Annotated in this window: 16 protein-coding genes, 1 tRNA gene and 2 pseudogenes; 10 read left to right on the forward strand and 9 right to left on the reverse strand. The window is 70.6% G+C overall.

Features of this window, described 5'->3' with window-relative positions:
• Window positions 1–44: 44 nt before the first annotated feature.
• Window positions 45–1,345: pseudogene (locus tag Q4V64_RS25465) on the forward strand (MFS transporter).
• A 4-nt stretch (window positions 1,346–1,349) separates the two neighbouring features.
• Here Q4V64_RS25465 and Q4V64_RS55195 read toward each other — a convergent pair.
• From Q4V64_RS55195 to Q4V64_RS25480, 3 genes and pseudogenes are all read right to left on the reverse strand, one after another.
• Window positions 1,350–1,923: pseudogene (locus Q4V64_RS55195) on the reverse strand (triphosphoribosyl-dephospho-CoA synthase); the annotation flags it as partial.
• Window positions 1,868–1,999 (reverse strand): hypothetical protein, encoded by a 132-nt coding sequence (locus Q4V64_RS25475; protein WP_301184526.1) that lies wholly within the window; start codon window positions 1,997–1,999, stop codon window positions 1,868–1,870. The gene Q4V64_RS25475 and the pseudogene Q4V64_RS55195, both read right to left, overlap by 56 nt.
• Before the next feature lie 100 nt (window positions 2,000–2,099).
• Window positions 2,100–2,555 carry an ATP-binding protein gene (locus Q4V64_RS25480; protein ID WP_124440798.1) on the reverse strand — a complete coding sequence of 152 codons (456 nt, stop codon included), beginning with the start codon at window positions 2,553–2,555 and terminating at the stop codon, window positions 2,100–2,102.
• A 230-nt stretch (window positions 2,556–2,785) separates the two neighbouring features.
• On the opposite strand from Q4V64_RS25480, the gene Q4V64_RS25485 reads away from it, so the two are divergent.
• The 9 genes from Q4V64_RS25485 to Q4V64_RS25525 all read left to right on the forward strand — a co-directional run bounded on the left by Q4V64_RS25485 (window position 2,786) and on the right by Q4V64_RS25525 (window position 12,804).
• The gene (locus Q4V64_RS25485) at window positions 2,786–3,652 is read left to right on the forward strand and encodes a hypothetical protein (protein ID WP_124440797.1); all 867 of its coding nucleotides are present in this window, start codon (window positions 2,786–2,788) and stop codon (window positions 3,650–3,652) included.
• A gap of 174 nt (window positions 3,653–3,826) precedes the next feature.
• Entirely contained in the window at window positions 3,827–4,564 is a 738-nt protein-coding gene (locus Q4V64_RS25490) for a YcnI family protein (protein WP_124440796.1), read from the forward strand.
• A gap of 101 nt (window positions 4,565–4,665) precedes the next feature.
• Window positions 4,666–5,319: an SCO family protein gene (locus Q4V64_RS25495; RefSeq protein WP_124440795.1), complete on the forward strand. Its 654-nt coding sequence runs from the start codon at window positions 4,666–4,668 to the stop codon at window positions 5,317–5,319.
• The gene (locus Q4V64_RS25500; protein WP_124440794.1) at window positions 5,316–5,807 is read left to right on the forward strand and encodes a copper chaperone PCu(A)C; all 492 of its coding nucleotides are present in this window, start codon (window positions 5,316–5,318) and stop codon (window positions 5,805–5,807) included. The genes Q4V64_RS25495 and Q4V64_RS25500 overlap by 4 nt, the downstream gene beginning before the upstream one ends.
• Window positions 5,808–5,820: 13 nt before the next feature.
• Complete coding sequence (locus Q4V64_RS25505; RefSeq protein WP_124440793.1) at window positions 5,821–7,824, forward strand: copper resistance protein CopC; 2,004 nt, start codon at window positions 5,821–5,823, stop codon at window positions 7,822–7,824.
• Window positions 7,825–7,832: 8 nt separating this feature from the next.
• Complete coding sequence (gene efeB / locus Q4V64_RS25510; RefSeq protein WP_124440792.1) at window positions 7,833–9,167, forward strand: iron uptake transporter deferrochelatase/peroxidase subunit; 1,335 nt, start codon at window positions 7,833–7,835, stop codon at window positions 9,165–9,167.
• A gap of 61 nt (window positions 9,168–9,228) precedes the next feature.
• The gene (gene pheA / locus Q4V64_RS25515) at window positions 9,229–10,161 is read left to right on the forward strand and encodes a prephenate dehydratase (RefSeq protein ID WP_124440791.1); all 933 of its coding nucleotides are present in this window, start codon (window positions 9,229–9,231) and stop codon (window positions 10,159–10,161) included.
• Between the two features lie 565 nt (window positions 10,162–10,726).
• Complete coding sequence (serS, locus tag Q4V64_RS25520; protein WP_124440790.1) at window positions 10,727–12,004, forward strand: serine--tRNA ligase; 1,278 nt, start codon at window positions 10,727–10,729, stop codon at window positions 12,002–12,004.
• Window positions 12,001–12,804: an HAD family hydrolase gene (locus tag Q4V64_RS25525; RefSeq protein WP_124440789.1), complete on the forward strand. Its 804-nt coding sequence runs from the start codon at window positions 12,001–12,003 to the stop codon at window positions 12,802–12,804. The genes serS and Q4V64_RS25525 overlap by 4 nt, the downstream gene beginning before the upstream one ends.
• A 119-nt stretch (window positions 12,805–12,923) precedes the next feature.
• Here the strand turns inward: Q4V64_RS25525 and Q4V64_RS25530 are convergent.
• The 6 genes from Q4V64_RS25530 to Q4V64_RS25555 form a co-directional block, all read right to left on the reverse strand.
• Window positions 12,924–13,011 (reverse strand) — tRNA-Ser (locus Q4V64_RS25530).
• A gap of 264 nt (window positions 13,012–13,275) precedes the next feature.
• The gene (locus tag Q4V64_RS25535; RefSeq protein ID WP_124440788.1) at window positions 13,276–13,521 is read right to left on the reverse strand and encodes a hypothetical protein; all 246 of its coding nucleotides are present in this window, start codon (window positions 13,519–13,521) and stop codon (window positions 13,276–13,278) included.
• A 99-nt stretch (window positions 13,522–13,620) separates the two neighbouring features.
• A complete protein-coding gene (locus Q4V64_RS25540; RefSeq protein WP_124440805.1) occupies window positions 13,621–14,340 on the reverse strand; it encodes an ABC transporter permease in 720 nt (239 codons plus the stop codon).
• Window positions 14,341–14,350: 10 nt separating this feature from the next.
• The gene (locus tag Q4V64_RS25545; protein WP_124440787.1) at window positions 14,351–15,262 is read right to left on the reverse strand and encodes an ABC transporter ATP-binding protein; all 912 of its coding nucleotides are present in this window, start codon (window positions 15,260–15,262) and stop codon (window positions 14,351–14,353) included.
• Complete coding sequence (locus Q4V64_RS25550; protein WP_124440786.1) at window positions 15,259–16,167, reverse strand: ABC transporter permease; 909 nt, start codon at window positions 16,165–16,167, stop codon at window positions 15,259–15,261. Before Q4V64_RS25550 ends, Q4V64_RS25545 begins: the two co-directional genes overlap by 4 nt.
• A complete protein-coding gene (locus tag Q4V64_RS25555; RefSeq protein ID WP_124440804.1) occupies window positions 16,157–17,134 on the reverse strand; it encodes an ABC transporter ATP-binding protein in 978 nt (325 codons plus the stop codon). Before Q4V64_RS25555 ends, Q4V64_RS25550 begins: the two co-directional genes overlap by 11 nt.
• Between the last annotated feature and the right edge of the window lie 104 nt (window positions 17,135–17,238).

Genomic DNA, 17,238 nt, shown 5'->3' on the forward strand with positions numbered 1-17,238 from the left:
ATTGGGTCTGCCCAGGGGTCCACCGCACTTCTACTGTCACGGGCATGACGAACTCCCTCGTCCCTCCGGCCGGCCCGCAACGCGTCCTGGCGCTGGCCCAGTTGACCAACTCCGTCGGCGACGGCGCCTATTACGTGACGTCGGCCCTGTACTTCACCCATGTCGTCGGGCTCGCCCCCGCGCGCGTGGGGCTCGGGTTGACCGTCGCCTGGGGGGGTCGGCTCGCTGGTCGGGCTGCCGCTCGGGCGCCTCGCGGACCGGCGCGGGCCGCGCGGTACGGCGCGGGCCGCGCGGTACGGCGCGGGCCGCGCGGTACGGCGCGGGCCGCGCGGTACGGCGCGGGCCGCGCGGTACGGCGGTGCTGCTGGCGCTGGCCACGGGGGTGGCGGTGGCGTCCTTCCTGGTCGTCCGGGGCTTCGTGCCGTTCCTGGTGGCGGCCTGCGCCTACGCCTCCGCCCAGTCGGGGCTGGCCGCGGCCCGGCAGGCGCTGCTGGCCGGGCTGGTGGGCGCCGGGGAGCGGACGGGGCTGCTCGCGCAGCTGCAGTCGACGCTCACCGCCGGTCTGGCGGTGGGCGCGGGGCTGGGCGGGCTCGCGCTGCACGCCGGGACGCGGGCGGCGTATCTCGGGGTGTTCGCGCTGGACGCGGTGAGCTTCCTCGTGTGCGCGGGGCTGCTGTGGCGGCTGCCGACCGTGGCGCCGGTCGCCGTGGGCAGGAAGGGCGGTCTCGGTGTCCTGCGCGACCGCCCCTACGTCCTCCTCACCCTGCTCAACACCGTCCTGCTGCTGCGGATGCCCCTGCTCAGCCTCGGGCTTCCGCTGTGGATCGCGACGCGTACGGACGCCCCCACCTGGGTGGTCTCCGCGCTGTTCGTGCTCAACACCGGGGCAGTGATGGTCTTCCAGGTGCGGGTGGCGCGCGCAGTCACGGGGCTGGCGTCGGCCACGCGCGTGGTGCGGCGGTCGGGCTGGGTGATGCTGGCGGCCTGCGCGGTGTTCGCGCTGTCGGCGGGCGCCTCGCCCTGGGTGGCCGTCGGTGTGGTGGTCGCCGGCGCGGTGCTGCAAGTCGTCGCGGAGATGGGGCAGTCGGCGGGCTCCTGGCAGCTGTCCTTCGATCTGGCCCCGGCCGACCGGGTCGGCGAGTACCAGGGCTTCTTCGGGGCGGGGGTGACGGTGGCCCGCACCCTGGGTCCGCTGGTGCTGACCTCGCTGCTGGTGGGCTGGGGCACACCGGGGTGGCTGCTGCTGGGCGCGCTGACGCTGACGGCGTCGTACGCGATGGGCCCGGCGACGCGCCGGGCCCACGGGCGGACGGAGCCCAGGCGGCAGCCCGTCCTCGCGAACTGACCGGCACCGGCAGCGAGTCCAGGAACAGCGCCCCAGCGAGCAGCCCCGCGCTCCCCCGTGGGCTCCACGCGCGCGTGCAGGTCGGCGTCGAGGGCGGCCAGGGCTTCGCGGCCCGCCTCCGTCGCCGTACCGCCCGCCTCCAGGACCTCGCGGGCGCCCGCCTGGACGTGCCGCAGGCCGATGGGGCCCGCGGTGTGCAGGAGTTCGGTGTCCTGGAGCGTGGACATCACGGTGAGCAGGGCGTCCAGCCGGGCCTCGGCCTCCGTGGCGCCGGCCGATCGTGCGGCGGCGAGCGCGTCCAACGCCCGCCGCGCGTGCGGGAATCCGGCCCGCGCCTCGCCGCGCGCCCCCGCGGCGCCGTACCTCGCCGAGACCGATGAGCCGCGCGAGGGCCGCCGCGGGGCCCGGCGGTCGGGGTGTGCAACGGGCCGGGCTTGGGGGCGAGGGCCGGCTGTGGGGTCAGCGCGTCCACTGCGGTCCGGGCCGGCGTCTCGTCCACGTGGCTCCTCATGGCCGTACCGCCTAACGAAGACGACGAGACATCGGCAGGCCGCTGGACGCGCTGCCCGCCAGGCCACCGGCCGCGACCGTGCCGCCGGTCACGGCGAGGGCCCGGCGCCGGGCGATCGTGGTGTTCCCGTGGTTTCCCGTCATGCCGGGGGACATAGGGGCGCCGGCCCTCAGGACCGTGAGCGGACGCTGTGCGGAGCGTAAGGATGCTCACTACGCATGCCGGGGAACGCCGGAGCGGGCGCTACACCGCCAGCAGCGGCGCGTCCTTCCGCCACTTGAGGACCTTGTCGAAGCTGACCACCGCGCCACGCCGGCCGGGCGTGTGGCCGATGTGGACGTGGTCGGCGAGCTCCCGGATGAGGCAGAGGCCGCGGCCGTGCTCGGCGTCGGCGGGCACGAGCCGGGCCAGCGGCCAGGGTCGGCCGGCCGGGAAGCCGGGGCCCGAGTCGGCGACCTCGATGCGGCACATTTCGCCGTCGAGGTAAGCGGTGACCCGGAAGGCCTCCGAGGAGCCGCCGTGCGCCACGTCCCCGCCGTGCTCCACGGCGTTCGCGCAGGCCTCGCTGAGGGCCAGGGAGAGGTCGTAGGAGATGTCGGGATCGACGCCCGCGGATTCCATCGTGCCGAGCAGCAGGCGCCGGGCGAGCGGAACGCTCGCGGCTTCGCGGCGCAGATGGAGTGACCACCACATGCTCATGCTCCAGCCTCCTGGCCGCGGCTCGACATACCGTTACGTATTGCCGCGTGTGCCCGGGTGTAAGCACTTGGTTGACGTGATGCCGCCCATACAGGGGATGTGCCTGGACCGGCGATCGGTGTATTGGGGCAGCTCAAGCCAGAGGGTGACCTTCCGGTCGTACACCTCTTACGTCATCTTGCGGACCTGCCGTATGGCGGCCATAAGGCCAGTGCGATGATGAGCCCGCCATGACTGCCCCCCACCCCTGTACGACGCGCTCCGGACGCGAGCTCCGGGTGCTGCGGACCGCGGTGTTCGCCGCGGTCTGCGTCGTGCTGGCCGCGGCCGGTCACTCCCTCGCCTCCTGCGCCACGGTTCCGCTGTGGACGCTGGGCGCGGGCTTCCTGGGGGTCGTCCTGGTCGTGGCGCCGCTCGCCGGACGTGACCGTTCGCTGCCGGGGATCGCGGCGCTGCTCGCGGTCGGCCAGACCGTGCTGCACGTGCTGTTCGGGCTGGGCCAGCACGGTACGGCGGCCGGTGCGGCCGCCGGTGCTTCCTCTGCGGCGTCGTCGGTGTCCGACGCGTCGCTGGTCGCGCAGGCCGCCCGGCTCGTGTGCGGGACCACTGCGGCGGCGATCAGCCCCGCCCAGGCCCACCGGATCCTCGTCGAGGCGCGGATCCACCCGGGCACGGGCGCGGGGACGGGTGCCGCGGGGCAGGTGAGCGCGACGCACCATCCGGCGGACGCCATGTCCACCGCCGCGGGCTCCTCCATGTCGCTGCTGCCGTCCCTGCCGATGCTGCTCGGCCACGTCCTGGCGGCGCTGGTCGCCGGATGGTTCCTGCGGCGCGGGGACTTGGCGTTGCTGCGGCTCGTCGAACTGTCCGCGCTGTCGGCGCACTCGGTCGCTGAGGGGGCGCTCGTCCGGTCCCTGCGCGGGGCCCTCGCGCTGGTGTGCGCCCTGCGGGCCGGGCTGCCGGGCGCGCCCGAAGTCGGTCCGCGCGTCCCGCGCGCCGTCCTGCTCGCGCCGCCGACGCCCCGCACCACCGCACTCCAGCACACGGTGATCAGGCGCGGCCCGCCGGCCGCCGCCGCACTCGTCCTCGCCGCCTGACGCGACGCGACCAGCACCCACTTCCGTACTTCCGTGCATCCGTGGGGAGGGGCCGCCGTCGTGCGGCACGCGCGTGTGCCCGTCCTCTCGAGTGATCGTGCAGGCACGCGCACGCGTACCCCTCTTCCTCACCGGAAACCACCGGACACCCTCATTCGGAGTGGAGTGCATTCCATGAAGGCCTCTCGTCTCGCCGCCGTCGGCGCCGTCGCCGCCACCACCGTCGTCGTGCTGTCCTCGCCCGCTTTCGCCCACGTCTCCGTGCAGCCCGAAGGCGCCGCCGCCAAGGGCGGTTACGCGGTCGTCGACTTCAAGGTCCCCAACGAGCGCGACAACGCCTCGACCACCAAGCTCGAGGTCAACTTCCCGACCGACCACCCGCTGGCCTCGGTCATGCCGGAGCCGATGGCCGGCTGGGACATCAAGGTCACCAAGTCCAAGCTCGACAAGCCCATCGACAACCACGGTGAACAGCTCACGGAGGCCATCACCAAGGTCACCTGGACCGCCACCGGCAAGGGCATCGAGCCCGGCTACTTCGAGAAGTTTCCCGTCTCCATCGGCGCGCTGCCCGAGGACGCCGACCAGCTGGTCTTCAAGGCGATCCAGACGTACTCCAACGAGGAGGTCGTCCGCTGGATCGAGGAGCAGCAGAAGGGCCAGGAGGAGCCCGAGTCGCCGGCACCCGTGCTCACGCTGTCGGCCGCCGAGGACGGGCACCACAATGCGTCGGACACCGAAAAGGCCTCCGACAACTCCGCGTCGGACGCCGAGGCCGCCTCCGCCGACACCGCCGCTCCCGCCGACGGCAGCGACACCACCGCCCGCGTCCTGGGCGTGGTCGGCATCGTCGTCGGCCTGGTGGGCGTGGCGTACGGCGTGCTCGCCGGGCGTCGGCGTACCAGCGCCTGAAGTCAGCCGTCCGCCCGCGCGCAGGGGTCGTACAGCAGTCCGTACGACTGTCCGTACGACCCCGGTGCGCGTCGGCATCATCACATCTGGGACATTTTTCTATGCGCAAGAAGACGTTCACCGCGGCCGCCCTGCTCGCCGCCGCCACCCTGACCCTCTCCGCCTGCGGCAGCGGTGACGACAGCAGTTCGCCCGTGTCCGTGGTCTCCGAGGAGGCCGGCTCGGACAAGGCCGCCACCGTCCTCGACCAGCCGTTCGAGAAGCCGGATCTGGTCCTCACCGACACCCAGGGCAAGAAGTACGACTTCCGCAAGGAGACCGCGGGCAAGCCGACGCTGGTCTACTTCGGCTACACCCACTGCCCCGACATCTGCCCGCTGACGATGAACAACATCGCCGTCGCCAAGAAGCAGCTGCCCAAGGCCGAGCAGGACGAGCTGCGCGTGGTGTTCGTCACCACCGACCCGGCCCGGGACACCCCGGCCGAGCTCGGCAAGTGGCTCAAGGGCATCGACCCCGAGTTCGTCGGCCTGACCGGCGACTTCTCCACCATCCAGGCCAGCGCCCGCACCCTCGGCATCTCCATCGAGCCGTCGCACAAGGACAAGAACGGCAAGGTCGTCTCCGTACACGGCACCCAGGTCGTCGCGTTCTCGCCGAAGACCGATGCGGGGTACGTCCTCTACGGCGAGGACGCCACGGTCGACGACTACACCAAGGACCTCCCCAAGCTCGTCAAGGGGGAGAAGCCGTGAGGCGTTTCGCAGTGCCCGTCGCGGTGCTGTCCGGGGCCCTTGTGCTGGCCGGCTGCGGCTCGGACTCCGGATCCGGCTCCGGCTCCGAGGGCGGGGGCGGGATAACCGTCGCCCGTGCCTACATGCCGCAGCCGGTGTCGGACGACATGGCCGCCGGCTTTCTGACCATCGTCAACGACAGCGGTACGAAGGACGAGTTGACCTCCGTGACGAGCGACGTCGGCGAGGTCACCGTGCACGAGACGGTCGGCGGCGCGATGGAGGAGGTCGCCCGGCTCTCCGTCCCCGCCCACGGTCAACTCGTGTTCAAAAGCGGCGGCACCCATCTGATGTTCGACAAGCTGAAGCGCAAGCCGAAACAGGGCCAGACGGTCTCGGTCGAACTGCACTTCGCCCAGTCCGATCCGGTCGTCGTCAAGATGCCGGTGGAGTCGGCGACGTACGTCCCGAAGACCATCCCGAAGACCATCCCGAAGACCGGACACTGAGGGAGAGACCACCTTGACCCAGACCATCGCCCCCCGCGTCCGGACCCTGGTGCTGCTGCTCCTGGCCGCGACCGGACTGCTCCTGTCCTCGGCCGCGCCGGCCTCCGCGCACGCCGCGCTGACCGGCAGCGACCCCCAGCAGGGGGTGGTGGTCGACAAGGCACCCACCCAGGTCTCGCTGACGTTCTCCGAGCAGGTCAGCACCTCCGCCGACTCGCTGCGTGTGCTCGACCCGCAGGGCAAGCCCGTCCAGCGCGGCAAGCCGTCCAACGTGAGCGGCACGACGTACGCCGTGCAACTGCACAGCGGTCTGCCCGACGGCACCTACACCGTCACCTACCAGGTCGTGTCGGCAGACAGTCATCCCGTCTCCGGCGCCTACACCTTCTCCGTCGGCGCCCCCTCGTCCACCTCCGTGTCGGTGTCCTCCCAGACGGCGGGCGGCGGGGTCGTCGGCTGGCTGTACGGCTTCGGGCGGTACGCGTCGTACGCCGGCTTCATCGTGCTGGTCGGCGGCGCCGCCTTCGTGCTCGCCTGCTGGCAGCGCGGCTCCGGCGTACGGGCCCTGCAGCGGCTCGTCGTCTCCGGCTGGCTCGCCCTCACCTCGGCCACCCTCCTGCTGCTGCTCCTGCGCGGCTCCTACACCGGTTCCGGCAAGGTCGGGGACATCTTCGACCTGGACCTGCTCGCGCAGGTGCTGCAGACCAAGACGGGCGCGGCGCTGGTCTCCCGGCTGCTGCTGCTCGCCGCGGCCGCGCTGTTCATCGCGGTGCTCTTCGGGGCGTACGACAAGCGGGAGGAAGAGGAGAAGCGGGACCTGACCTTCGGGCTCGTGATCGGCGGGGGCGTCGTGGCCGCCGGGCTCGCCGCGAGCTGGGCGATGTCCGAGCACGCCTCGGTCGGCATCCAGTCGGGGATCGCGATGCCGGTCGACGTCGTCCACCTGCTGGCCGTCGCGGCCTGGCTCGGCGGGCTCACCGCGCTGCTCGTGGCGCTGTACCGGGCGCCCGCGGACACGCCCGTCGATCCGTCTGCCGTACGGCGGTTCTCCGCCGTCGCCTTCGGCAGCGTCGTCGCGCTGGTCGCGACCGGTACCTACCAGTCGTGGCGCCAGCTCGGCTCCTGGTCGGCGTTCACCGACACGCGGTACGGGCAGCTGCTGCTGGTCAAGATCGGGCTCGTGGCGCTGCTGGTCGGCGTCGCGTGGATCTCGCGGCGGTGGACGGCACGACTGGCGGAGGCGGTGCCGTCGGTGGTGGGGCGTCAGCGGGTGGCGGAGAAGGAGAAGGTGGGCGCGCGGGCCGAGATCGGTGACTCCGCGGGGGACGCTTCCGGGGACTCCGAGGGTGCCGTTGATTCCAAGGGCGCCGTTGATTCCAAGGGCGCCGGTGATTCCAAGGGCACCGGTGATTCCAAGGGCACCGGTGATTCCAAGCGGGCCGCCCAGCTCGCCCGGCAGCAGGCCGCGAGGGACGTGGCGCGGCAGAAACGGGCCCGGGACGCCGACCCGAACCGGTTCGGGCTGCGCCGCTCGGTGCTCGCCGAGGCCGGTGTCGCCGTCGTACTGCTCGCCGTCACCACCGTGCTGACGCAGACCGAGCCCGGGCGTACGGAGGAGGAGGCCAAGGCGGCGTCATCCTCCTCGTCCTCGTCCTCGTCTTCGACGGAGTCGTCCGGGGCCCTGACCCTGGACATGTCGTTCGACACGGGTGGCCAGGACGGCAAGGGTGTCGTGACGGTCGACCTCGACCCCGCGCGCGTGGGCGGCAACGAGATGCACGTCTATGTACGGCGGCCCAACGGCCGCGCCTTCGACATCCCCGAGGTGAAGATCGCCTTCACCTTGAAGTCCAAGGACATCGGGCCGCTGCCCGTCGTCCCCGACCACATCACCACCGGACACTGGTCGGCGAGTGGAGTGCAGATCCCCATGGCGGGCGACTGGGAGGTCGCGGTGACCGTGCGGACCTCCGACATCGACCAGACGACCGTCTCCAAGAACGCGCAGATCGGCTGACCCCCACCATGCCTGACCAGTCCATTCCTCAGGCCCGTACTCCTGAGACCACTCCTGGGACCGCTCCTGGGACCGCTCCTGGGGCCACTCCTGAGGGCGACGATTTCGAAAACGCCGCCCCCAGGGAGGGCATTTCACGGCGGACGCTGCTCGGCACCGCCGGTGCCACCGGGCTCGTCCTCGGTGCGGCCGGCGGGGGCGTGGGATATGCCGCCCGGCCCGCCGAGGCCACGCCGCTCACCTCCGTGGGCGCCGATCAGGTGATGTTTCACGGGAAACATCAGCCCGGAATCACCCAGGGCCTCCAGGCCCGCGGCCACCTGGTCGCCTTCGACCTGGCGGCGGGCGCGGGCCGCAAGGAGGCCGCCGCGCTGCTGCGCCGCTGGTCGGAGACGGCCCGGCGGTTGATGGCGGGCGAGGCGGCGGCGCACGACGACACGGATGTGGCCCGGGACGCCGGCCCGTCCTCGCTGACGGTCACCTTCGGCTTCGGGCACAGCTTCTTCGGCCGGACGGGGCTGGAGAAGCAGCGACCGGTCTCGCTGGACCCGCTGCCCGACTTCTCCTCCGACCACCTCGACAAGAGGCGCAGCGACGGCGACCTGTGGGTGCAGATCGGCGCCAACGACGCGCTGGTCGCCTTCCACGCCCTGCGCGCGATCCAGAAGGACGCGGGCAGCGCGGCCCGAATCCGCTGGCAGATGAACGGCTTCAACCGCTCGCCGGGTGCCACCGCCCACCCCATGACGGCACGCAACCTGATGGGCCAGATCGACGGCACCCGCAATCCGAAGCCGACGGACTCCGACTTCGACCAGCGGATCTTCGTGCCCGCGTCCGGTGCGAACGACCCGGCCTGGATGGCAGGCGGCTCCTACGCCGTCGTACGCCGAATCCGCATGCTCCTCGACGACTGGGAGAAGCTCTCCCTCAAGGCACAGGAGAACGTCATCGGGCGCCGCAAGTCCGACGGGGCGGCGCTGTCCGGGGGCACCGAGACGACCGCGATGGACCTGGAGAAGACCGACGCCAAGGGCAACCTGGTCGTCCCGATCAACGCGCACGCACGCATCACGCGGCCCGACCAGAACGGGGGCGCGGCGATGCTCCGCCGCCCGTTCTCGTACCACGACGGCTTCGACGCGGACGGGGTGCCGGACGCGGGCCTGCTCTTCGTCTGCTGGCAGGCCGATCCGCTGCGCGGCTTCGTACCGGTGCAGCGCAAGCTCGACCGGGGCGACGCGCTGTCGCAGTTCATCCGCCATGAGGCGAGCGGCCTGTTCGCGGTGCCGGGCGGGGCGGCGGAGGGGGAGTACGTGGGGCAGCGGTTGCTGGAGGGGTGACAGTCACCTCGGAGAGGACTTGTGGGGGATGCGGTTTCCGAGAGCCCATTAGGGTGAGGTCATGCCAGCGAGCTATGCGTATCTCGGCCCTGAGGGCACCTTCACCGAAGTCGCTCTGCGCACGCTTCCCGAGGCGGCCACGCGCGAGCTGATCCCCTACGTGTCCGTGCAGTCCGCGCTCGACGCGGTGCGCCTCGGGGAGGCCGAGGCCGCGTTCGTGCCGATCGAGAACTCCGTCGAGGGCGGAATCACGACGACACTCGACGAGCTCGTCGCGGGCGCGCCGCTGATGATCTACCGCGAGGTGCTGCTGTCGATCACCTTCGCGCTGCTGGTCCGGCCGGGCACGAAGCTCTCGGAGATCAAGACGGTCTCCGCCCACCCTGCCGCCCAGCCGCAGGTGCGCAACTGGCTCAAGAAGAACATCCCGGACGCCACCTGGGAATCGGCCGCCTCCAACGCGGACGCCGCCCGTCTGGTCCAGGAGGGCCGCTACGACGCGGCCTTCGCGGGTGAGTTCGCGGCTTCCCGGTACGGCCTGGAGGCCCTGGAGACCGGGATCCACGACGCGGAGAACGCCCAGACGCGGTTCGTGCTGGTCGGCCGGCCCGCCCGGCCCGCCGCCCCGACCGGCGCGGACAAGACCTCCGTCGTGCTGTGGCAGCGCGACGACCACCCTGGCGGCCTGCGCGACCTGCTGGGCGAGTTCGGCACGCGGGGCATCAACCTGATGCTGCTGCAGTCCCGGCCCACGGGTGCCGGCATCGGCAACTACTGCTTCTGCGTCGACGCCGAGGGCCACATCTCCGACCGCCGCGTCGCCGAGGCCCTGATGGGCCTCAAGCGGATCTGCCTCCAGGTGCGCTTCCTCGGCTCGTACCCGCGTGCGGACATTGAGGTGGCGGACGTACGGCCTCCGCTGACGGGGACCTCGGACGAGGAGTTCGTCTCGGCGGCGGACTGGGTGGCGCGATGCCAGGACGGCCGGTTCTGAGACCGGGTTTCTCGCTGGCTTCCGCCAGTCCTACCTGCCTATTTTCGTTATCCACAGGCGTTATCCACAGGTGGGCTTCTCGACCTGGGGACAAGTCGACAACGAAGCGTGAGTCAGTCGACAAATCGCCCTACAGGCCACCTTGATGTTCACCGTCGCGCACATCACCCTTCGTTCACTCTTTTCCTTCGCCCCACCCTTTGGGGCGAAGGATTTCCACCTGAAAGTGGCGGTAAGCAGGGTTTGGGTCGTGAATCCTGGGCGTCACGGGCTCGTTTCGGATTGATCGATTCCGATGTCCACAGATCTTTCGCACAGCCTGTGGATAACTCTTCGCGGGATGTGGATCCCTGTGGACAACCAAACCCCAAGTCCCGTTCCCCACAAGGGATTCGAGTCAACTCACCGTCTCCCACGTGCCTCGTTCCAGGGAATGGGGCGACCTTTATTGACGCGAGTGCCGACACGAGGGAATGCACAGGGCAATTGCCTCATAACGGAACGTAAGCCGCGGCGCGGAATAGTGAGTCGTGGGCCGTCACCCCGCCCCGGTAGCCTTGACCACGTGATTGACCTTCGCCTGCTCCGTGAGGACCCCGACCGTGTGCGTGCGTCGCAGCGCGCCCGTGGAGAGGACGTCGCGCTCGTCGACTCCCTCCTGTCCGCCGACGAGCGGCGCAGGTCGTCCGGCGTCCGCTTCGACGAACTGCGTGCCGAGCAGAAGGCGCTCGGCAAGCTGATCCCCAAGGCCTCGGGAGACGAGAAGGCCGAGCTGCTGAAGAAGGCGAGCCAGCTCGCCGCCGACGTCAAGGCGGCCGACGCCGAGCGCGACGCGGCCGCCACCGAGACCCAGGAACTGCTCGTCCAGCTCAGCAACCTCGTCCACCCGGACGTGCCCGTGGGTGGCGAGGAGGACTTCGTCACGCTGGAGACGAACGGCACCATCCGCGACTTCGGCGCCGAGGGCTTCGAGCCCAAGGACCACCTCGAGCTCGGCACGCTCCTCGGCGCGATCGACGTCGAGCGCGGCGCGAAGGTCTCGGGTTCGCGCTTCTACTTCCTGACGGGTGTGGGCGCGCTGCTGGAGCTGGCGCTGGTGAACGCGGCGATCGCGCAGGCCACCGCGGCCGGCTTCACGCCCATGCTCACCCCCGCGCTGGTCCGCCCCCAGTCGATGGCCGGCACCGGCTTCCTCGGCCAGGCGGCCCAGGACGTGTACCACCTCGACAAGGACGACCTCTACCTCGTCGGCACCTCCGAGGTCCCCCTCGCCGCGTACCACATGGACGAGATCATCGACGCCGACCGCCTACCGCTGCGCTACGCGGGCTTCTCGCCCTGCTTCCGCCGCGAGGCCGGCTCGCACGGCAAGGACACGCGGGGCATCTTCCGCGTACACCAGTTCGACAAGGTCGAGATGTTCTCGTACGTCGCCCCGGAGGACTCACAGGCCGAGCACCAGCGCCTGCTGGACTGGGAGAAGCAGTGGCTGAACTCCCTGGAGCTGCCGTACCGCGTGATCGACGTGGCCAGCGGTGACCTGGGCTCCTCAGCCTCCCGCAAGTTCGACTGCGAGGCGTGGATCCCGACCCAGGGCAAGTACCGCGAACTGACCTCGACCTCGGACTGCACCGAGTTCCAGTCCCGCCGCCTGTCGATCCGCGTCCGCGACGGCAAGCAGGTCAAGCCGCTGGCGACGCTGAACGGCACGCTGTGCGCCGTACCGCGCACGATCGTGGCGATCCTGGAGAACCACCAGCAGGCCGACGGTTCCGTCCGGGTCCCCGAGGTGCTGCGTCCGTACCTCGGCGGCCGGGAGCTCCTGGAGCCGGTCGCCAAGTGAGCCCTGCCTTCCCCTACCGCCTCGTCGCCACCGACCTCGACGGAACGCTCCTGCGCTCCGACGAGTCGGTCTCGCAGCGCACCCGTGAGGCGCTCGCCGCGGCCACCGCGGCGGGCGCCGCGCACATCGTCGTCACCGGCCGCGCGGCCCCGTGGACCCGGCACATCCTCGACGACCTCGGCTACGACGGCCTCGCGGTCTGCGCCCAGGGCGCACAGGTGTACGACGCCGGCGAGCACCGCCTGCTGACGTCGGTGACCCTGGACCGCCAACTGGCAGGCGTGGCCCTGGCCAAGATCGAGGCGGAGGTCGGCCCGCTGTTCCTCGCGGCAAGCCGCGACGGCCTGGACGGCGAGGTGCTGGTGGGGCCGGGCTACGCGGTCACCGGCAAGCTCCCCGCGACCCCCTTCACGGACGCGTCCGACCTCTGGACCGCCCCGTTGAACAAGATCTACATACAGCATCCGACGCTGACGGACGACGAGTTGGCCGAGGCCTCCCGCCAGGCGGCCGGCGGCTTCGTCACCGTCGCGATGGCCGGCGAGGGAATCGTCGAACTCCTTCCCCTCGGCCTCTCCAAGGCAACCGGCCTGTCCCTGGCGGCCCGCCGCCTGGGCATGAAGGCCGCCGACACGATCGCCTTCGGCGACATGCCCAACGACATCCCGATGTTCGCCTGGGCGTCCTACGGGGTGGCGATGGCCAACGCCCACGAGGAGTTGAGGGCGGTGGCGGACGAGGTGACGTCGTCCAATGAGGAGGACGGGATCGCGGTGGTGCTGGAACGACTGCTGGGATAGCAACCCTGTGGGCACCCGTTCCGCAAGGGCGGAACGGGTGGGCACAGCCTGCAACGCTGGGCGCCAATCTGGCGTACCCCAGCCCTGCAACCCGGCCCAGTCCCAGTGACAACGTCCCGCGGAGGATGCACGGATCGAACGTGCGCGGGCTTTTCAGGCCCGACCTTGGCTTAGCAAGCCAGTGCCTTACCACTCGGCCAATCCTCCGGGAGGGCGGCCCACGCGAGTGCGATTCGCGTGCTCGAAGCGGCCGCCCGGGCAGCCCCCCGTGCGGGCGGGCTCGACGAAGGTGTAACTACTCCGGAGCCCGCCGCGGGCTGCCCTGTGGGGAGCTCAACGGACTGTCGTGCATGGACATCGCCGAACTCCTCCCCAGTGCGTGGCGCCGGCTCGATCCGGCGTCGTGGACACAATCACTCTGCCTGTACGACGAGTTGGACGCCACCGAATTATCAGGCACTCGCGCTGCGGTTACCGGCGCCGCCACCTGCGCCGACGCTTGCTGAAGAACCACCCCGCGGGCGGCTCGTCGGAGCGCCACGGCTGGGGCTCGGGCTTCTCCTCGCGCCAACGCGCCGCCAGCATCCGGGCCCGGGCGGACGGCTCGGAAGTGTCGGCGGACCGTATGAACTCCTCGTCCAGGACGAGGTCGTCCCACGTGTCCCCGGACCCGGTCGCCCGCTCACGGCCCTCGCTGTCCGCCGTCTCGCCTGCCATCCCCGATCCTCCCAGCCGTGCGTCCCCATGTTCCCCTTGCATCCGCTTTGCCCAGTCTGCCCGGACAGAGGTGAAGCCTCTGTCAAGAACCAGGACTTGTCATTCCTCGCCCGCGAGCGTCAGCGTCCGCAGCTTCTGTCCGGCGTACCAGGTGGCCAGTACGGTCACCACGACCAGCAGCACCGTCGCCGTGGGCAGCCCGACGTCCGAGGTCACGATGTCCCCGCCGGCGACCTTCTGAGCCACGGCCAGCGACCACTGCTGGACGCTGAGCGTCTTCGCCCCGGACACCAGGGAGCCGAACAGGGCCTCCCAGACCAGCGCGTAGACGAGCCCGAACACCACCGCGTGCCGGGACACCGTCCCCAGCAGCAGGAAGAGCGCCGCATACGCGATGGAGGCGACCAGCGCGGCCACCGTGTAGGCGACGGCGATCTGCTGGCCGTTGCCGTTGAGGATCAGGCCCGCGATCAGCGTCGGCACCGCCGAGAACACCATCGTCACCGCGACGGCGACGATCAGCTTGGTGAAGATGATCGTCGGCCGTTTCACCGGCTTGGACAGCAGATACACCACCGAACCGTCGTCGATCTCCGGTCCGATCGCGCCCGTACCCGCGATGACACCGATGATCGGCACCATGGTGGCGAGCGCGAGCCCGCCCAACAGGTCCGACGCGGTCTGGTCGTCGGCGCCGGCCAGGCCGCGTACCACCACGGAGATGGCGATCAGCAACAGCGGCAGGGCGCCCAGGATGAGGGCCCGGCGGCGGCCGAGCAGAGCCCGGTAGGTGAGCCGGGCGACTGTGGGGTCGTACATCATGGGCCTCCTACGCCGCGACGAGATACGAGAAGACGGACTCGAGGGACTCGTCGGACGGCGAGACCGTGAGCAGCCGGATACCGTGGTCCCTGGCGACCTTCGGCAGCAGGGCCGTGAACCGGCCGAAGTCGACGGCCTGGATGCGCAACGCGCCCTCGGCCTGGTCTACTTCGATGCCGGACGTGGACGGGTCGGCGATCAGCGCGGCCGCGAGGGCGCGGTCGTCGCTGGAGCGCACGAGGTAGCGGTGCGGGCGGTCGGTCATCAGGCGGCGGATCTTGCGGAAGTCGCCGCTGGCCGCGTGCCTGCCGGCGACGACCACCTCGATGTGCCAGGCGAGTTGCTCGACCTCTTCGAGGATGTGGGACGAGAACAGCACCGTGCGGCCCTCGTCGCCCATGCGCCGGAGCAGGTCCATCAGCTGCATGCGCTGGCGCGGGTCCATGCCGTTGAACGGCTCGTCGAGCAGGAGCAGCGACGGGTTGTGAACGAGCGCGCTCGCCATCTTCACGCGCTGCCGCATGCCCTTGGAGTACGTCGAGATCTTGCGGTCCTGCGCGTACTCCATCTCGACCGTGGCCAGCGCCTTCTGGGCGGCCTTGGCGCCGAGGCCGTGCAACTCGGCGTTGGCGACGACGAATTCGCGCCCGGTGAGGAAGTCGTACATCGCCTCCCGCTCTGGGACGATGCCGATGTGCTTGTAGATGTTCTCGTTGCGCCACACCTGCTGTCCGTCGAGGGTGACGGTGCCGGTGGACGGGGCCAGGAAGCCGCCCATCATGTTGATGAGGGTGGACTTTCCGGCGCCGTTGGGTCCGAGGAGGCCGGTGACGCCGGGGCCGATGGTCATGGTGATGTCGTTGACGGCGACCACGTTGCCGAACCAGCGTGATACGTGGTCGATGGAGAGCGTGGTCACAGTCCGACCTTTCGGTAGCGGCGCATCAGGAGGCCGTAGCAGGCGGCGATCAGGCCCAGGGTGACGAGAACGTAGACCACGCCCTCCCCGTTCGTCGGACCGACGCCTCCGGGGAACGCCGATTTCGCGCCGAGGAACGCGGACTGCACTCCGTCGATGAGCGTGACCGGCGAGAACAGACCGATCCAGGCTATGGATCCGGTGCTGTTCTGCACCTCGGCGATGGCCTGGAGTGTGGAGACGGCGCCGTAGGAGATGGTCAGGACGGCGATCACGGCCGCGATGCCGAAGCCGCGACGCGGGGTGACCGCGGCGATGACCAGGCCGAGGCCGGCGAAGAGCAGCGAGAGCAGTGCCACGGAGACCAGCCCCTGTGCGAAACCCTTGGTCTGGTCGGCGAAGTCGAGCTTGGCGAGCAGGGCGCCCACATAGAGCACGAGCAGCGGGGCGGCGGTGAGGACGAACATCGCCGAGGCCAGCGCCGCGTACTTCGCGCGCACGTAGTCCGCGGTCTCGATGGGTCGCGAGAAGTACAGCGGTACGGTCTTGAAGCGCAGGTCGCGCGAGACGGACTGGGGTGCCTGCGAGGCGACGTACAGGCTGATCACGGCCTGCATGACGATCGCGTAGCGCGTGTAGTCGAGGGGCAGGTCGTTGGCCTTGGTGGCGACGGCGACGGCGACCATGATGGCCGCGGGCACGCACATCACCACGAACAGCAGCATCGGCAGCACCTTGGACTTGACCGAGCGGCCGAGGCCGTAGGCGCCGCGCAGGGACTGCGAGTACAGGGAACGGGTGGCGTAGGAGCGGCCCAGGCGCGGGCCGTCGTAATTGCGGTACCCGATGTTGTGGATGCGGGTCTGGTCACCCGACGGTGCCGCTGTGGGGTGCTCAACCGCCATGGCCGACCGCCTCCTTCCGCTGTGCGTCGCTGCTCTCGTCGTCGTTCGTGAAGACCTCCGAGATGTGGTGCCTGCGCTGTTCCATGCGCACCAGGCCGAGGCCGAGGTCGGCGACCACGTCGCGCACCAGGTCGTACGTCTCCTCACCCTGCGCGGTGAGCAGCAGTACGTGGCCGGCGCCCGGCAGGCCGCCGCCGCTGTCGAGGACGTCCACCCCGCGCGCGTGGAGCGCGTCACGCACCGCGCGGGTGCCGTCCGGGTGCTCGTCGGTGTCGGTGACCTCGATCGCCAGGGTCGTCGTGGTCTGTGTGAAGTCGGTGGTGGAGCTGGAGCGCAGGAGCTTGCCGCCGTCGATGACGACGACGTGGTCGCAGGTGCGCTCCAGCTCGCCCAGCAGGTGGGAGGTGACCAGGACGGAGATGCCGAAGTCGGTGTGGATGCGGCGGATCAGGCCGAGCATCTCGTCACGGCCGACCGGGTCGAGGCCGTTGGTCGGCTCGTCCAGGAAGACCACCTGCGGGTCGTGGACGAGGGCTTGGGCGAGCTTCACGCGCTGCTTCATGCCGGTGGAGTAGCCGCCGATGGGGCGGTAGCGCTCCTCGTACAGACCGACGTGGCGCAGGGTGTCCGCGGTGCGCTCGCGGGCTGCGGTCGGCGGCAGGCCGGACATGCGTGCCATGTGGACGACGAACTCGGTGGCCGAGACGTCGGGCGGCAGGCAGTCGTGCTCCGGCATGTAGCCGACCCGCTCGCGGATGTCGGCGCCCTTGGTGGCGACATCGAGTCCGAGCACTTCGGCACGGCCCTCGGTGGCGGGGGACAGACCCAGCAGGATCTTGATCAGTGTGGACTTGCCGGCTCCATTGGCTCCGACGAGTCCGGTCACACCGGGCCCGACGTCCACGGAGAGCCGGTCAAGCGCGGTTACCCGGGGGAACCGCTTGCTCAGGCTTTCGGTCGCGATCACAGTCACGCCTTCGACGGTAGTGATGCGGACCACGCGGGTCGTCACTCCGCAGAGCCGTATTGGTATCAGACTTCAGGCGTACGGGGCCCTAAGGGTCACCCTGA

It is taken from the genome of Streptomyces sp. NL15-2K (assembly GCF_030551255.1).
Taxonomy (GTDB): Bacteria; Actinomycetota; Actinomycetes; order Streptomycetales; family Streptomycetaceae; genus Streptomyces.